General features: G+C 59.0%; 12 protein-coding genes. 5 read left to right on the top strand and 7 right to left on the bottom strand.

Features of this window, described 5'->3' with window-relative positions:
• Positions 1 to 44: 44 nt before the first annotated feature.
• Positions 45 to 2,285, top strand: coding sequence for a TonB-dependent receptor (locus tag P5706_RS27185; RefSeq protein WP_285683197.1), 2,241 nt, complete (start codon positions 45 to 47; stop codon positions 2,283 to 2,285).
• Positions 2,286 to 2,480: 195 nt separating this feature from the next.
• Here the strand turns inward: P5706_RS27185 and P5706_RS27180 are convergent, their stop codons facing one another.
• Both P5706_RS27180 and yejK read right to left on the bottom strand, forming a co-directional pair.
• Positions 2,481 to 2,831: a glutaredoxin family protein gene (locus tag P5706_RS27180; RefSeq protein WP_200430920.1), complete on the bottom strand. Its 351-nt coding sequence runs from the start codon at positions 2,829 to 2,831 to the stop codon at positions 2,481 to 2,483.
• Positions 2,831 to 3,835 (bottom strand): nucleoid-associated protein YejK, encoded by a 1,005-nt coding sequence (gene yejK, locus P5706_RS27175; RefSeq protein ID WP_003171997.1) that lies wholly within the window; start codon positions 3,833 to 3,835, stop codon positions 2,831 to 2,833. Before yejK ends, P5706_RS27180 begins: the two co-directional genes overlap by 1 nt.
• Before the next feature lie 396 nt (positions 3,836 to 4,231).
• Here yejK and P5706_RS27170 point away from each other — a divergent pair, with 396 nt between their 5' ends.
• Positions 4,232 to 4,513 carry an HU family DNA-binding protein gene (locus tag P5706_RS27170; protein ID WP_200430921.1) on the top strand — a complete coding sequence of 94 codons (282 nt, stop codon included), beginning with the start codon at positions 4,232 to 4,234 and terminating at the stop codon, positions 4,511 to 4,513.
• Between the two features lie 196 nt (positions 4,514 to 4,709).
• On the opposite strand, the gene rlmF is transcribed toward P5706_RS27170, so the two are convergent.
• Complete coding sequence (gene rlmF / locus P5706_RS27165; RefSeq protein ID WP_285683192.1) at positions 4,710 to 5,729, bottom strand: 23S rRNA (adenine(1618)-N(6))-methyltransferase RlmF; 1,020 nt, start codon at positions 5,727 to 5,729, stop codon at positions 4,710 to 4,712.
• Positions 5,730 to 5,969: 240 nt separating this feature from the next.
• Here rlmF and P5706_RS27160 point away from each other — a divergent pair, with 240 nt between their 5' ends.
• Complete coding sequence (locus tag P5706_RS27160; protein WP_285683189.1) at positions 5,970 to 6,398, top strand: hypothetical protein; 429 nt, start codon at positions 5,970 to 5,972, stop codon at positions 6,396 to 6,398.
• Positions 6,399 to 6,519: 121 nt separating this feature from the next.
• Here P5706_RS27160 and P5706_RS27155 read toward each other — a convergent pair whose 3' ends face one another.
• From P5706_RS27155 to P5706_RS27140, 4 genes are all read right to left on the bottom strand, one after another.
• The gene (locus P5706_RS27155) at positions 6,520 to 9,366 is read right to left on the bottom strand and encodes a valine--tRNA ligase (RefSeq protein ID WP_285683187.1); all 2,847 of its coding nucleotides are present in this window, start codon (positions 9,364 to 9,366) and stop codon (positions 6,520 to 6,522) included.
• Between the two features lie 150 nt (positions 9,367 to 9,516).
• Positions 9,517 to 9,903 (bottom strand): DNA polymerase III subunit chi, encoded by a 387-nt coding sequence (locus P5706_RS27150; RefSeq protein WP_285683185.1) that lies wholly within the window; start codon positions 9,901 to 9,903, stop codon positions 9,517 to 9,519.
• Positions 9,904 to 9,910: 7 nt separating this feature from the next.
• Complete coding sequence (locus P5706_RS27145) at positions 9,911 to 10,339, bottom strand: DNA polymerase III subunit chi (RefSeq protein ID WP_138816703.1); 429 nt, start codon at positions 10,337 to 10,339, stop codon at positions 9,911 to 9,913.
• A 51-nt stretch (positions 10,340 to 10,390) separates the two neighbouring features.
• Positions 10,391 to 11,881, bottom strand: coding sequence for a leucyl aminopeptidase (locus P5706_RS27140; RefSeq protein WP_285683182.1), 1,491 nt, complete (start codon positions 11,879 to 11,881; stop codon positions 10,391 to 10,393).
• A 284-nt stretch (positions 11,882 to 12,165) separates the two neighbouring features.
• On the opposite strand from P5706_RS27140, the gene lptF reads away from it, so the two are divergent.
• The gene (gene lptF, locus P5706_RS27135) at positions 12,166 to 13,284 is read left to right on the top strand and encodes an LPS export ABC transporter permease LptF (RefSeq protein WP_200434374.1); all 1,119 of its coding nucleotides are present in this window, start codon (positions 12,166 to 12,168) and stop codon (positions 13,282 to 13,284) included.
• Complete coding sequence (gene lptG, locus P5706_RS27130; RefSeq protein WP_200434373.1) at positions 13,277 to 14,356, top strand: LPS export ABC transporter permease LptG; 1,080 nt, start codon at positions 13,277 to 13,279, stop codon at positions 14,354 to 14,356. Before lptF ends, lptG begins: the two co-directional genes overlap by 8 nt.
• The last annotated feature ends 144 nt before the right edge of the window (positions 14,357 to 14,500 follow it).

The following is a 14,500-nucleotide window of genomic DNA, read 5'->3' as shown; positions in this document are numbered from 1 at the left end:
CCGCCCTCCATAACAACAGATAGATGCACGTAAGGGATCTACTTGTGAAGATCAACACACTCTCTGCCCTGCTTTTTGCATCGGGCCTAGGAAGCTTTGCGCCATTGGTTTTGGCAGACACCACGCAGGACGTCGGCTCGGTGGACATCGCCGGCAAACAGACCCTGGGCAACGGCCACATGATCCGCGAAGAAAGTGCCAAGGCGCGCTCGACGGTGACCAAGGAAGCCATGGACCAGATGTCGTCGACCGCCAACGCCATCGACAAGCTCAAATACACACCGGGCATCAACGTTTCCAGTGATGACGCCAGTGGCACCAGCGGCACCAACTTCACCATGCGCGGCATGAACTCCGACCAGATCGGGGTTTCCGTCGACGGTGTGCCGATCAACGATTCGGGCAACTACAGCGTCTACTCCAACCAATTGGGCGACCCGGAAAACCTCGCGGAAGTGTTTGCCACCCAAGGCTCTTCTGAAGCTGACGGCCCGCACATCGGTTCCAGCGGCGGCAACATCGGCATGATCACTATTCGGCCGACTAAAGAAGCTGGGGTGTTTGCCAAGCAGATCGTCGGCGCCAACGACTTGCGCAAGACCTTCGTGCGGGTCAATACCGGCGATTTCGGCGGCCTCAAGACCTGGGTCTCGGCCTCGCACCTGGAAGGCGACAAGTGGCGCGGCAAAGGCACGCTGCGCAGCGACAAGGTAGAGTGGAGCAGCCTGTTTGAAGACGGCAGCGGCAACTCCACGCTGGCCACGATCAAGTACAACAACCAGGAAAACTACAACTACAACTCCTTGAGCAAGTCGCAGTTCGACACCGACGGGCGGCGCAAGGATTACTCGGAAACCCCGGTGTACAAGTCGGGTTTGCTGTCGTCGTCCTACAAGCTCAACCGCAACCCGTTCGAAAGCGTTAACGCCACGCTCACTCAGCGCTGGCAGCTGCAGGACAACCTGGCGCTGACGGTCACGCCGTATTACTACTGGGCCAACGGCGGCAGCTTCAGCGGCCAGACCGCGTCGAACCTGGGGCCGAAATCCGACAAGGCCGGCAACTACGACCTGAGCAACCTCAAATCGCTCAACTACTACCGCCCTTCGTGGACCGAAACCTGGCGCCCGGGCGTCACCGCCAAAATGAAGTGGGACATCAACGAAGAACACAGCCTGGACTACGGCTACTGGTATGAACGCGCACGCCAGCGCCAGACCCAGCCGTTTATCGGCATCAACGGCGAAGGCGCACCCGATGATGTGTGGGGCGACTACAACGGTGGTGGCCAGGTGGTCGACAAGAACGGCGCGACGGTTCAAGGCCGTCATTACTACACCATCACACCGTCGCAAAAGCTCTGGGTGCAGGACAGCTGGCAAGCCACGCCAGACCTGAGTTTTGTCGGCGGTGTGGCCTACCAGTACGTCGAGCGTGACGGCAACAACCTGGGCAGCCTCTACGACAAACCGGAAAAACGTAACACCCGTTACCACCAGTTTCTGCCGAGCTTCAGCGCCAAGTACCAGGTCGACGAGAGCAACCAGGCGTTCTACAACGTCACCCGCAACATGCGCACTCCGCCGAACTACGTGCTCTACAACAAGGGCGACTCCGTAAGCCTAAAGCCTGAATTAAGTTGGAACCAGGAACTGGGCTGGCGCTTCACCGAAGACGATGTGGCGCTGAGCGCGACGCTGTTCTACATCAGCTTCAAAGACCGCCAGTTGTCGACCACCGACCTCAACGGCGACTACGCGGTGATCAACGTCGGTAAGGTCGACAACAAAGGCCTGGAGCTGGAGTGGAGCGGGCTGTTGCCGCATCACTTCAACTACTACGCGTCCTACACCTACACCCAGTCTGAACAGAAAGACAATCTGCTCAGCAAGAACGTGTTATTGCCTACCGCCGGCAAGCAACTGGCCAACGTGCCGGAAAACATGTTCAACCTGGTGTTTGGCTACGACGACTCGCGTTTCTACGGCAACGTTGCGGGCAAATACGTCGGCAGTTTCTACGGCGATTTGACCAACGACGAAAAAATCTCCGGGCGCACGGTGGTGGACCTGAATGCCGGTATCTATTTGCCGGTGGACAAAAAGGTGATCAAGTCTGCGACCTTGCGGCTGTCGATGCTTAACGTCTTCGACAAGGAATACCTGAGCTCGGCACGCACCGTGTCGTTCAACTCGGCGCCGGTAAACGGCCTGGCGCCGAGTACGGCGTATTACAACGTCGGTGAGGAGCGTACGGCGATGGTGTCGCTGGAAGCCAACTTCTAAAGGCGCAGCAGAATTGAATGTGGGAGCTCGCTTATGTGGGAGCTGGCTTTTTGTGGGAGCTGGCTTGCCTGCGATGCAGGCAACTCGGTCTGTCAGTTACTGCGCGCTGATGCTATCGCAGGCAAGCCAGCTCCCACAAAAGCCAGCTCTCCTACAAACCAGCCCCCACACAAGCGGGATGCCGCTACGGTGGGGTTATTTCAAAGCAGCCATGATCGCATCCGGGTTGTAGTCGCGAATGAGCGTGCCATTCACCTCCACAAACGGAATCCCGCCGCCGCCCAGCGCCTCATACACCTTGCGCGCCTGGGCATCCTTCTCGATATCGAACGCCTGGTACGGCACACCTTTCTGGTCCAGAAAGCGCCGGATCTGCTTGCAGTAGCCGCACCACTCGGTGGAGTAGAGCACCACGCGCGCCGAGGCGCGTACCTGCTCCGAAACCACCTGCGAGGGGTTGAACAGCCGCTCGATCTTGCCCCAGTGTTGAATCACCACCACCACCAGCAATACCAACAGGACTTTCTTGAACACCCCGCCCAGCATCAGTTACGGCGCTTGAGCTGGTCGGTCAGTTGGGTTGGCAGGCCCTTGATGATCAGGGTGCCGGCCGCTTCGTCGTATTCGATCTTGTCGCCCAGCAGGTGCGCCTCAAAGCTGATGGACAAGCCTTCGGCGCGGCCGGTAAAGCGGCGGAACTGGTTGAGCGTGCGTTTGTCGGCCGGAATTTCCGGCGACAGGCCGTAGTCCTTGTTGCGGATGTGGTCGTAGAACGCTTTTGGCCGATCTTCATCGATCAGGCCCGACAGCTCTTCAAGGCCCATCGGCTCGCCGAGCTTGGCCTGGCTGCTGGCGTAGTCCACCAGGGTTTTGGTTTTTTCGCGGGCGGATTCGTCCGGCAGGTCTTCGCTTTCAACAAAGTCGCTGAACGCCTTGAGCAAGGTGCGGGTCTCGCCCGGGCCGTCGACGCCTTCCTGGCAGCCGATAAAGTCGCGGAAGTATTCCGAGACCTTCTTGCCGTTCTTGCCTTTGATAAACGAGATGTATTGCTTGGACTGCTTGTTGTTCTGCCACTCGGAGACGTTGATACGCGCCGCCAGGTGCAGTTGGCCCAGGTCCAGGTGGCGCGACGGGGTCACGTCCAGCTCATCGGTCACCGCCACGCCTTCGCTATGGTGCAGCAGGGCGATGGCCAGGTAATCGGTCATGCCTTGTTGATAGTGGGCAAACAGCACGTGGCCACCGGTGGAGAGGTTGGACTCCTCCATCAGCTTTTGCAGGTGCTCGACCGCCGTGCGGCTGAAGGTGGTGAAATCCTGGCCACCGTCGAAATACTCCTTCAACCAGCCGCTGAACGGGTGCGCGCCGGACTCGGCATGGAAGAAACCCCATGCCTTGCCTTGTTTGGCGTTGTAGCTCTCGTTGAGGTCGGCCAGCATGTTCTCGATGGCGGCTGATTCGGACAGCTCCGAATCGCGGGCATGCAGAACTGCAGGTGTGCCGTCGGGTTTTTTGTCGATCAGGTGAACAATGCAATGACGGATCGGCATAGGCTTCTCGGCTGGTTGAAGGGGAGCGGTGGGCCTCCCCAAAAAGTCGCCCAGTGTACCGCACCCATTGGCCAAGACGCGCCTGCAAGGCGGTTTTGGGTGGCCTCCGACGGTCCATATGCCTTTTTTTCACGGTTTAGAGCGATAAAGCTGACCAAATGGGTATGTTGAGGCGGATATTTCCCCGTCTCTGTGCTAGTTTTGCCCCGTCTTACGCCAAGTCTCGGCGTTAAGCGTGCATTCAGCATCTGTCAGGTCGAACCAATCCCCGTTTCAAGCATCTATAACCCCGATCTCCGTGGTTATGGCCGGGGGTGCCAGGCCATGACGGTCGGGCTCGACGGCTGACACTGCACTCTGCAATCCATATGAATTTGATAGGGAAGGAACACCACAATGGCTATTACTAAAGACCAACTGATCGCTGACCTGGCTGAAGCAGTAGACGCACCGAAAACTACCGTGCGTGCTCTGCTGGACCAACTGAGCCAAGTTGTTGCTGATCAGCTGGAAAACGGCGGCGAAATCACTCTGCCAGGCGTTGGCAAACTGAAAGTGACCGAGCGTCCAGCCCGTACTGGCCGTAACCCTTCGACTGGCGCTGCCATCGAAATCGCTGCCAAGAAAGTTATCAAGCTGGTTGTGGCCAAAGCCCTGACCGACGCTGTTAACAAGTAAGACGCAGCAAAAAAAACCGTGCCTCGGAGCGATCCGGGCACGGTTTTTTGTTGCCTGCTATTTACTGTGGTAGCTGGCTTCTGTGGCGAGGGAGCTTGCTCCCGCTGGGCTGCGCAGCGGCCCCAAAATCCTGGAAGCGCTTCGCACTAGAGCACCAGCCCGGTCCAGCTGGAGCAAGCTCCCTCACCACAATTATTCAGTCGCGAACCCAGCGCTGGCGCCAGATCTGCTGCTCATTCTTGGTTTGGAAGGTCCATGCCACAAAACGGCTTTGCTTCTGGCCCTGGGACATCTCCACCACCTGGCTTTCCAGCACGCCGGCTTTTTTCAAGGCAGTCTCGATCGCGGGCAAGTTCGACGCTTTTGACACCAGTGTGCTGAACCACAGCACCTTGTGAGCAAAATGCGCGCTCTCGGCGATCAGTTGCGTCACAAAGCGTGCTTCGCCGCCTTCACACCACAATTCCGCCGACTGGCCGCCGAAGTTCAAGACCGGCAACTTGCGCTTAGGGTCTGCCTTGCCCAGGGCGCGCCATTTACGCTCGCTGCCCTTGGTGGCTTCGTCCATGGACGCGTGGAAGGGCGGGTTGCACATGGTCAGGTCAAAGCGCTCACCCGGCTCCAGCAAGCCCAGCAGGATCTGCTTGGGGTTGGGTTGCTGGCGCAACTGGATGACCTTGCTCAGGTCATTGGACTGCACGATAGCCTTGGCGGCGGCCACGGCGATAGGGTCGACCTCGGAGCCGAGGAAATTCCAGCGGTATTCCATATAGCCGATCAGCGGGTAGACGCAATTGGCGCCCATGCCGATGTCCAGCACCTTGACGATAGAGCCGCGCGGAATCTTGCCGTCGTTGACGTTGGCCAGCAGGTCGGCGAGGAAGTGCACGTAGTCGGCACGCCCTGGCACCGGCGGGCACAGGTAATCCTGTGGAATATCCCAATGCTGGATGCCGTAGAACGATTTGAGCAGTGCCCGGTTGAACACCCGCACCGCGTCCGGGCTGGCGAAGTCGATACTCTCTTTGCCATACGGGTTGAGGATCACGAATTTCGCCAGTTCCGGCGTGGTCTTGATCAGCGCCGGGAAGTCGTAACGGCCTGTGTGGCGGTTGCGCGGGTGCAAGGTAGCCTCTTTGCGCGGCGCGACGGGCTTGGCCGGGGCTGCGGTTTTAGGCTTCTTGCGCGGTGGTTTGGGTGTGCTGGGGGCGGTCATGTTGATTCTGGTGTTGGCTCAAAGTGGTGGGCATTGTCACACATTCTTGACTGAAAACAGGAATATCTAGCTTTGGGGGAGAAACTAGAATGCGCGTGTAATCGGAATTATAACCTGATGGGTTATTCTTTAATGATTAGCTGACCTGTTATTTCTGACAGTAGATTGCTGGTTTTTCAGTGTGTTAGTTTTTTATTGAAATACACAGGTTGGCCTCAATCTACTTAAGGTGATAACACTATGAATAAGTACTTTTCTGTAATGTTAGTTGGGGCGATGTTGCTGGCGATGAATGCGTGGGCGGACAGGGAGTCCCCTATGGATAATAAGCAGGTTGGTCAACCCCCCGGGACCATTGTTGTAGAGCCAGCAGGCTCATCTGTGTTTAGGGTCGATGATAAAGACTTTGAAGATTCGCTCACCATTGGGAAAAATGCGTCTTCACTTAGAGAGGGTAAAAGACTCCAGATCCAAAATAGAAGTAGTTCAAGGGCGACTGAGATTAACGTCCAGAACACGAACCTTGCTTCTCCGCTGATTCTTCCAGCGAACTCAAATGTCGAGTTTATTTTTACCTCGGGGACATGGGTTTCCAGGGAGGTCCAACAGAATGGGAAGCCGGGCGATCCGGGTACAGGCCAGGTAATTGTTCCGCCTGTATCGAAATAAGTCTACACCCCTCCAGCTGCCGCTCGCTCGTGGCAAGTTGATAGTTGCCATATTGATCAAAAAGCGCCCAAAAAAAAGAGACCCGAAGGTCTCTTTTTTTACACGGTTTCCGGCTTACAGCTTACAGACTGGAGATCCGCGCATGTTGCTCGGCCAGCTTGCCCAAAGCCTGTTCCGCTTCGGCCAACTTGGCGCGTTCTTTCTCGATCACTTCGGCCGGCGCCTTGTCGACGAACGCCGCGTTGGACAGCTTGCCGCCCACTCGCTGCACTTCGCCTTGCAGGCGTGCGATTTCCTTGTCGAGACGGGCCAGTTCCGCGCCCTTGTCGATCAGGCCGGCCATCGGCACCAGCACTTCCATGTCGCCGACCAATGCAGTCGCCGACAAAGGCGCATCTTCGCCAGCCGCCAAAACAGTGATTGACTCCAGCTTCGCCAGCTTCTTGAGCAGTGCGTCGTTCTCAGTGAGGCGACGCTGATCTTCGCTGCTGGCGTTCTTCACAAACACCGCCAACGGCTTGCCCGGCCCGATGTTCATCTCGGCACGGATGTTACGCGTGCCCATCATCAGGGTCTTGAGCCATTCGATATCGCTTTCGGCGGCCTCATCAATGCGCGCTTCATTGGCCACCGGCCAAGGTTGCAGCATGATGGTCTTGCCTTCGATACCGGCCAGCGGCGCGATGCGCTGCCAGATCTCTTCGGTGATGAACGGCATGAACGGGTGCGCCAGGCGCAGTGCCACTTCGAGTACGCGCACCAGGGTGCGACGGGTGCCGCGCTGGCGCTCGATCGGCGAGTTTTCGTCCCACAGCACGGGCTTGGACAGTTCCAGGTACCAGTCGCAATACTGGTTCCAGATGAACTCGTACAAAGCCTGGGCGGCCAGGTCGAAGCGGAACTGGTCGAGCTGGCGGGTCACTTCGGCTTCGGTGCGTTGCAGCTGCGAGATGATCCAGCGATCGGCCAGGCTCAGTTCGACTGCTTCGCCGTTCTGGCCGCAGTCTTCGCCTTTATCCAGCACGTAACGAGCGGCGTTCCAGATCTTGTTGCAGAAGTTGCGATAGCCTTCGACGCGGCCCATGTCGAACTTGATGTCGCGGCCGGTGGACGCCAGCGAGCAGAAGGTGAAACGCAGGGCATCGGTGCCGTAGCTGGCAATGCCATCGGCGAACTCGTCGCGGGTCTGCTTCTCGATCTTCTTCGCCAGTTTCGGCTGCATCAGGCCCGAGGTGCGTTTCTGCACCAGAGTTTCCAGGTCGATGCCGTCGATGATGTCCAGCGGGTCGAGGACGTTGCCCTTGGACTTGGACATCTTCTGGCCCTGGCCATCCCGCACCAGGCCATGCACGTACACGGTCTTGAACGGCACCTGCGGCGTACCGTCTTCGTTCTTCACCAAGTGCATGGTGAGCATGATCATCCGGGCAACCCAGAAGAAAATGATGTCGAAGCCGGTAACCAGCACGTCGGTGGAGTGGAATTTTTTCAGGAACTCAGTCTGCTGTGGCCAGCCCAGGGTCGAGAAGGTCCACAGGCCCGAGCTGAACCAGGTGTCCAGTACGTCGTTGTCCTGCTGCAGGGCGATGTCCGCGCCGAGGTTGTGCTTGGCACGCACTTCGGCTTCGTCGCGGCCTACATACACCTTGCCCGACTCGTCGTACCAGGCCGGGATGCGGTGGCCCCACCACAGTTGACGGCTGATGCACCAATCCTGGATGTCACGCATCCATGAGAAGTACATGTTTTCATACTGTTTAGGCACGAACTGGATGCGGCCGTCTTCCACGGCAGCAATCGCAGGCTCGGCCAACGGTTTGGTGGAGACGTACCACTGGTCGGTCAGCCATGGCTCGATGATGGTGCCGGAACGGTCGCCCTTCGGCACTTTCAGGCCGTGGTCGTCAACGCTCACCAGCAGACCGGCAGCGTCAAAGGCCGCCACGATCTGCTTGCGTGCTTCAAAGCGGTCGAGGCCGGCGTATTCCGCCGGGATCTTGCCGTCGATGCTCTCGTTCAGCGTGCCGTCCAGGTTGAACACCTGGCAGGCCGGCAGTACGGCGGCGTTCTTGTCGAAGATGTTCAGCAACGGCAGGTTGTGGCGCTTGCCGACTTCATAGTCGTTGAAATCGTGGGCCGGAGTGATTTTCACGCAGCCGGTGCCGAATTCAGGGTCGCAGTAGTCGTCCGCGATGATCGGGATACGACGGCCAACCAATGGCAGCTCGACAAACTTGCCGATTAGCGCCTGGTAGCGTTCATCGTTCGGGTTAACCGCCACGGCGGCGTCGCCGAGCATGGTTTCCGGACGCGTGGTGGCGACGATCAGGTAGTCGTTGCCGTCAGCGGTCTTGGCGCCATCGGCCAGCGGGTACTTGAGGTTCCACAGGAAACCTTTCTCGTCGTGGTTTTCCACTTCGAGGTCGGAAATTGCCGTGTGCAACTTGGTGTCCCAGTTGACTAGGCGCTTGCCGCGGTAGATCAGGCCGTCTTCGTGCAGGCGCACGAAGGCTTCTTTCACCGATTCCGACAGGCCATCGTCCATGGTGAAGCGCTCGCGGCTCCAGTCCACAGACGAACCCAGGCGACGGATCTGACGGCTGATATTGCCGCCGGATTGATCCTTCCATTCCCAGATCTTCTCCAGGAATTTTTCGCGACCCAGGTCGTGACGGTTTTGGCCGGTGGCTTCGAGCTGGCGTTCCACCAGCATCTGTGTGGCGATACCGGCGTGGTCGGTGCCCGGTTGCCACAGGGTATTACGGCCCTGCATGCGGCGGAAACGGATCAACGCATCCATGATCGCATTGTTGAAGCCATGGCCCATGTGCAGGCTGCCAGTGACGTTCGGTGGCGGAATCATGATGGTGTAGGACTCGCCGGCACCTTGTGGGGCGAAATAATTCTCGGACTCCCAGGTGTTGTACCAGGAAGTTTCAATGGCGTGCGGCTGGTAGGTCTTATCCATGCGCGGCGGGACCCTAGTTGGCATTAATTCAGGAAAGCCGACAAGTATAACGGGGGATAAGGCGCAGGGCGAGGCGAAGACGGGCTAGAGATGTATGTTGAGCAAGTGTGGGAGCAGGCAAGCCAGCTCCCACAGGGATCTAAGTAAGGCTCAGGACTGGTATTGGCTTAATAGCCGCTCCATCCGCGCATCCATCCGCCGTTTGATCTCGGCTTCGATATGCGGGGCAAAGTCGTCGATCACATCCTGCATGATCAATTGCGCAGCGGCACGCAGTTCGTTGTCCAGGTGCAGCAACAAAGCGTCGGGGGCTTTTTCTGCGACAGGTGCCGGTTCGGCAGCGGGGGCCGGTGTGACAGGTTCAGGTGCGGCAGGCTTGCCACCGACCATGTCGAACAACAGCGGAATCTGTACCTCACCCTCGACCGATTCGGTCAGCAGCGGCGGTTGCAATTCATCATCACCGAGCAATTGACGGATCGACTCCAGGTCGTCCAGCAAGTGGTCGTCTTTTTTTATCGGGTTTGGAGTGTCCATCGTGTGCTCAGAGTCGTTGTAGCCGGTGATCTTGCAGAGGATAGCCCTGTTCGCGGTAGAAACGGAAACTCTCCCGCGCGGCCTGACGAATTGCCGGGTCTTCGACCACCACTTCCGCCACGCGGGCAAAAGCTTTGGCAAAGGCCGGTACTTTCAGGTCCAGGTTAACCAGCAAGTCATGATGATCGCCGCAGCTGTCGCCCAAACCCAGCACAATCAGGCCTTCGGGTTCGGACTCGGCAGGGCCGTGGGGCACGAAGCTTTCGCCCTTGAAGCGCCACAGGCGGGCGTCGAGGTCTTCACGCTGAGCGGCATCGCTGCAATGCAGGTAGATGCGGTGGCCCATGCGCCAGGCTTTTTCGGTGAGTTTGCAGGCAAAGTCCAGGCGCGCAGAGGGATCGGCGCTGGGCAATATATAGAAGTCGACTTGGGTCATTGCGGTTCCTGAGACCGGGGCGCCATGCAGGCCACCCCGGAATCTTCAGTTTCAGGCTTTGGCGCGATCCAGCAGGTACTGGGTCAACAGAGGAACCGGACGGCCACTGGCGCCCTTGTCCTTGCCGCCGCTGGTCCAGGCCGTACCGGCGATGTCCAGGTGCGCCCAGTTGAAGTTCTTGGCGAAGCGCGACAGGAAGCAGGCAGCGGTGATGGTGCCGGCTTTAGGGCCGCCAATGTTGGCGATGTCGGCGAACGGGCTGTCCAGTTGTTCCTGGTACTCGTCGAACAGCGGCAGTTGCCAGGCGCGGTCGTCGGCAGCCTTGCCGGCGCTGAGCAGTTGCTCGATCAACTCGTCGTTGTTACCCAGCAGACCCGAGGTGTGAGCGCCCAGGGCGACCACGCAGGCACCGGTCAGGGTGGCAATGTCGATCACGGCCTGTGGCTTGAAGCGTTCGGCGTAGGTGAGGGCGTCGCACAGCACCAGACGGCCTTCGGCGTCGGTGTTGAGGATCTCGACGGTCTGGCCGCTCATGGTCGTGACGATGTCGCCCGGGCGTGCAGCACCACCGCTCGGCATGTTCTCGGCGCAAGCCAGGATGCACACCAGGTTGATCGGCAGCTTGAGTTCCAGCACGGCACGCAGTGTGCCGAACACGCTGGCGGCGCCGCCCATGTCGTACTTCATTTCGTCCATGCCGGCACCCGGCTTGAGGCTGATGCCGCCGGTGTCGAAGGTGATGCCTTTGCCGACCAGCGCGTAAGGCTTCTCGGACTTCTTACCGCCGTTGTATTGCATCACGATCAGGCGTGGCGGCTGGTCGCTGCCTTGGCCCACGGCATAGAACGAGCCCATGCCCAGTTCCTTGATCTTCTTCTCATCCAGCACTTCAACCTTCAGGCCCTTGAACTCCTTGCCCAGCGCCTTGGCTTGTTCGCCCAGGTAGGTGGGATGGCAGATGTTCGGCGGCAGGTTGCCCAGGTCGCGGGTAAACGACATGCCGTTGGCGATGGCAGTGGCGTGGGTGACGGCGCGCTCGACTTCAGCCTGGGCGGCCTTGATGGTCAGCAGGGTGATTTTCTTGATGGCGCGCGGCTCGGCCTTCTGGCTCTTGAACTGGTCGAAGACGTAACCGCCGTCCACCAGGCTTTCGGCCAGCAGGCGGGTCTTGCCGTAGCTGTCGCGACCTTTTACTACGATTTCATCGAGGGCCAGTGCCGCATCGGTACCGCCCAGGCTTTTAAGGGTGGCGAGGATACCGCTGATGATCTTGCGGAACGGGCGGTCGCCCAGTTCGGCGTCCTTGCCCACGCCCACCAGCAATACGCGGTCGGCTTTAAGGTTGGGCAGGCTTTGCAGCAGCAGGCTTTGACCGACTTTGCCGGCCAGGTCGCCACGCTTGAGGACCGCGCTGATGGCGCCGCCGCTCAGTTCGTCCAGTTGCTTGGCGGCGACGCCGAGCTTGCGCCCTTCGCCGACGGCGACCACGAGGGTGGCGGTTTTCAACGTTTCGGGGCTAACGCTTTTTACAACCAATTCCATTTTCGGGTCCCTTATTTAAGGTCTGTGAGCCTGGCGTCTGTACGCAGGCTTTGATGCTCGGCAGCTTTGTAAACCGCCCGCGACAAAGGCCGCAGTTTGAACCTCGCCAGAGCAGCCTGACAACCCTTGCAGCACGCTTTGTGCACGCGCATGAGCAAGCACCGTGACAGGCGCGGATAATCACAGGATAATGCGCAATCTTTTTAGCCGGCCCGTGCATGCGGGCCGACTCGGTATGCTTGCTTGTTTGGCCGCCTTAGCCTGACAACCCTGGAGTGTCTGGTTTGATCGTCTTCCGTTATCTGTCCCGCGAAGTCCTGTTGACCCTGAGTGCCGTGAGTGCGGTATTGCTGGTCATCACCATGAGTGGTCGTTTCGTCAAATTCCTCGCCCAGGCGGCCTCGGGCGCCCTGGATCCAGGCTCGTTGTTCCTGATCATGGGCTTTCGCCTGCCGGGTTTTTTGCAGCTGATCCTGCCGCTTGGCCTGTTTCTCGGCATCCTGTTGGCCTATGGCCGGCTTTACCTTGAAAGTGAAATGACCGTGCTTTCGGCCACCGGCATGAGCCAGCAGCGCCTGCTGGCCATGACCATGGTGCCGGCCACTGGCGTTGCCCTGGTGGTGGCCTGGTTGAGCATGAGCCTGGCGCCCCAGGGGGCCATGCAGTTCCAACTGCTGCTGAACAAGCAGGATGCGATGACCGAGTTCGATACCCTGGAGCCCGGCCGCTTCCAGGCGCTCAACGACGGCACGCGGGTGACCTATACGGAAACCATGACCGACGACCGCTCTAACCTGGGCGGCGTGTTCATCTCGCAGAAAAACCTCGGGCTGAACCAGAAAGACCGGGGTATTTCGATTCTTGTAGCCAACAGCGGGCGCCAGGAAATACGTGCTGACGGCAACCGCTACCTGATCCTCGAAAATGGCTATCGCTACGACGGCAGCCCTGGGCTGGCGGAATATCGGGCGGTCAAATACGACACTTATGGCGTAATGCTGGCCAAACCGGACATCAGTGAAGAGGTCACCGACCGTGACGCACTGCCGACGCTATCGCTGATCGGCAATCCCGAGTTGCGCTCCGTGGCCGAGCTGCAATGGCGAATCTCGCTGCCGTTGCTGGTGTTTATCGTGACCTTGATGGCCGTGCCGCTGTCGCGCGTCAACCCGCGCCAGGGCCGCTTCCTCAAGCTATTGCCGGCGATCCTTTTGTACATGGCCTACCTGACCATCCTGATTTCCGCCCGTGGCTCCCTGGAGAAGGGCAAGTTGTCGCCAACCCTGGGCCTGTGGTGGGTGCATGGGATCTTCCTGGTGATCGGCCTGGGGCTGCTCTATTGGGAACCTATCCGTTTGAAAATGAAGAGCCGTCGTGGCCTGAAGGAGTTGGCTCGTGGCTAAGCTCGACCGCTACATTGGTAGCAGCGTACTGATCGCCATCCTGGCGGTATTGGGCATCATCCTTGGCCTGGCTTGCCTGTTTGCCTTTATTGATGAAGTAGGCAGCGTCACCGACACCTATACCGTCACCAACGTATTGAGCTACGTGGCGCTGACTGCACCGCGTCGTCTCTACGACATGATGCCGATGGCGGCTCTCATCGGCTGCCTGATCGGCCTGGGTAGCCTGGCCAGCAGCAGTGAGCTGACCATCATGCGAGCGGCGGGCGTTTCCATCGGCCGGATCGTCTGGGCCGTCATGAAACCCATGCTGTTGCTGATGGCGTGCAGTGTGTTGATCGGCGAGTACGTAGCGCCACCGACCGAAGCCACGGCCCAGGCCAATCGCGCCCTGGCCCAGGGTTCGGGGGATGCGCAGAGCGCCAGGCATGGCCTGTGGCACCGCCAGGGTGATGAGTTTATCCACATCAACGCCGTGCAGCCGGGCGGTTTGTTGGTGGGCGTGACGCGTTATACGTTCGACAAAGAGCGGCATATGCTGACCTCCAGTTTCTCCAAGCGCGCGCAGTACGACGAGGGCAAATGGGAGCTGTACGACGTCACCACGACGTATTTCCGTAATGTGGGGCAGGGCATCAAGGCCTACACCGAAGTGATCAATGTGCCGTCTGAACAGTGGGACATTGCCCTGAAGCCGGAACTGCTCAATACCGTGGTCATGATCCCGGAAAGCCTGCCGATCTCCGGTTTGTGGAGTTATATCCACTACCTCAAGGATCAGGGCCTGAACAACGGCCGTTACTGGCTGGCATTTTGGGTCAAGGTGTTGCAACCGTTGGTCACCGCCGCGCTGGTGCTGATGGCTATTTCGTTCATCTTCGGTCCGCTGCGTTCGGTAACACTCGGCCAGCGGGTGTTTACCGGCGTGCTGGTGGGCTTTACCTTCCGCATCGCCCAGGACCTGCTTGGGCCGTCGAGCCTGGTATTCGGTTTCTCGCCGCTGTTTGCGGTGCTGGTACCGACGGCTATCTGCGCCGTGGCCGGGTTCTGGCTGTTGCGCCGGGCCGGTTGATACCGCGCTTATGCACAAAAAATGCCCCGCTCCTATGAGCGGGGCATTTTTGTTCTGGTCAGCAAAGATGACGCCCGGCCCGAGCATCAGGTACAATTCCCGGCTATTTTTCAGCGGGCAATCTGCCTGCAGCCTTTTTGAGTG

It is taken from the genome of Pseudomonas sp. ChxA (assembly GCF_030263855.1).
In the GTDB taxonomy this organism is placed as follows: Bacteria; Pseudomonadota; Gammaproteobacteria; order Pseudomonadales; family Pseudomonadaceae; genus Aquipseudomonas; species Aquipseudomonas fluorescens_CB.
This window is presented reverse-complemented; position numbering and strand designations above follow the sequence as displayed.

Coding starts and splice junctions, on each gene's coding strand:
- P5706_RS27180 (WP_200430920.1), bottom strand. CDS start 2,831: ATGCTGGGCGGGGTGTTCAAGAAAGTCCTGTTGGTATTGCTGGTGGTG.
- yejK (WP_003171997.1), bottom strand. CDS start 3,835: ATGCCGATCCGTCATTGCATTGTTCACCTGATCGACAAAAAACCCGAC.
- P5706_RS27170 (WP_200430921.1), top strand. CDS start 4,232: ATGGCTATTACTAAAGACCAACTGATCGCTGACCTGGCTGAAGCAGTA.
- rlmF (WP_285683192.1), bottom strand. CDS start 5,729: ATGACCGCCCCCAGCACACCCAAACCACCGCGCAAGAAGCCTAAAACC.
- P5706_RS27160 (WP_285683189.1), top strand. CDS start 5,970: ATGAATAAGTACTTTTCTGTAATGTTAGTTGGGGCGATGTTGCTGGCG.
- P5706_RS27155 (WP_285683187.1), bottom strand. CDS start 9,366: ATGGATAAGACCTACCAGCCGCACGCCATTGAAACTTCCTGGTACAAC.
- P5706_RS27150 (WP_285683185.1), bottom strand. CDS start 9,903: ATGGACACTCCAAACCCGATAAAAAAAGACGACCACTTGCTGGACGAC.
- P5706_RS27145 (WP_138816703.1), bottom strand. CDS start 10,339: ATGACCCAAGTCGACTTCTATATATTGCCCAGCGCCGATCCCTCTGCG.
- P5706_RS27140 (WP_285683182.1), bottom strand. CDS start 11,881: ATGGAATTGGTTGTAAAAAGCGTTAGCCCCGAAACGTTGAAAACCGCC.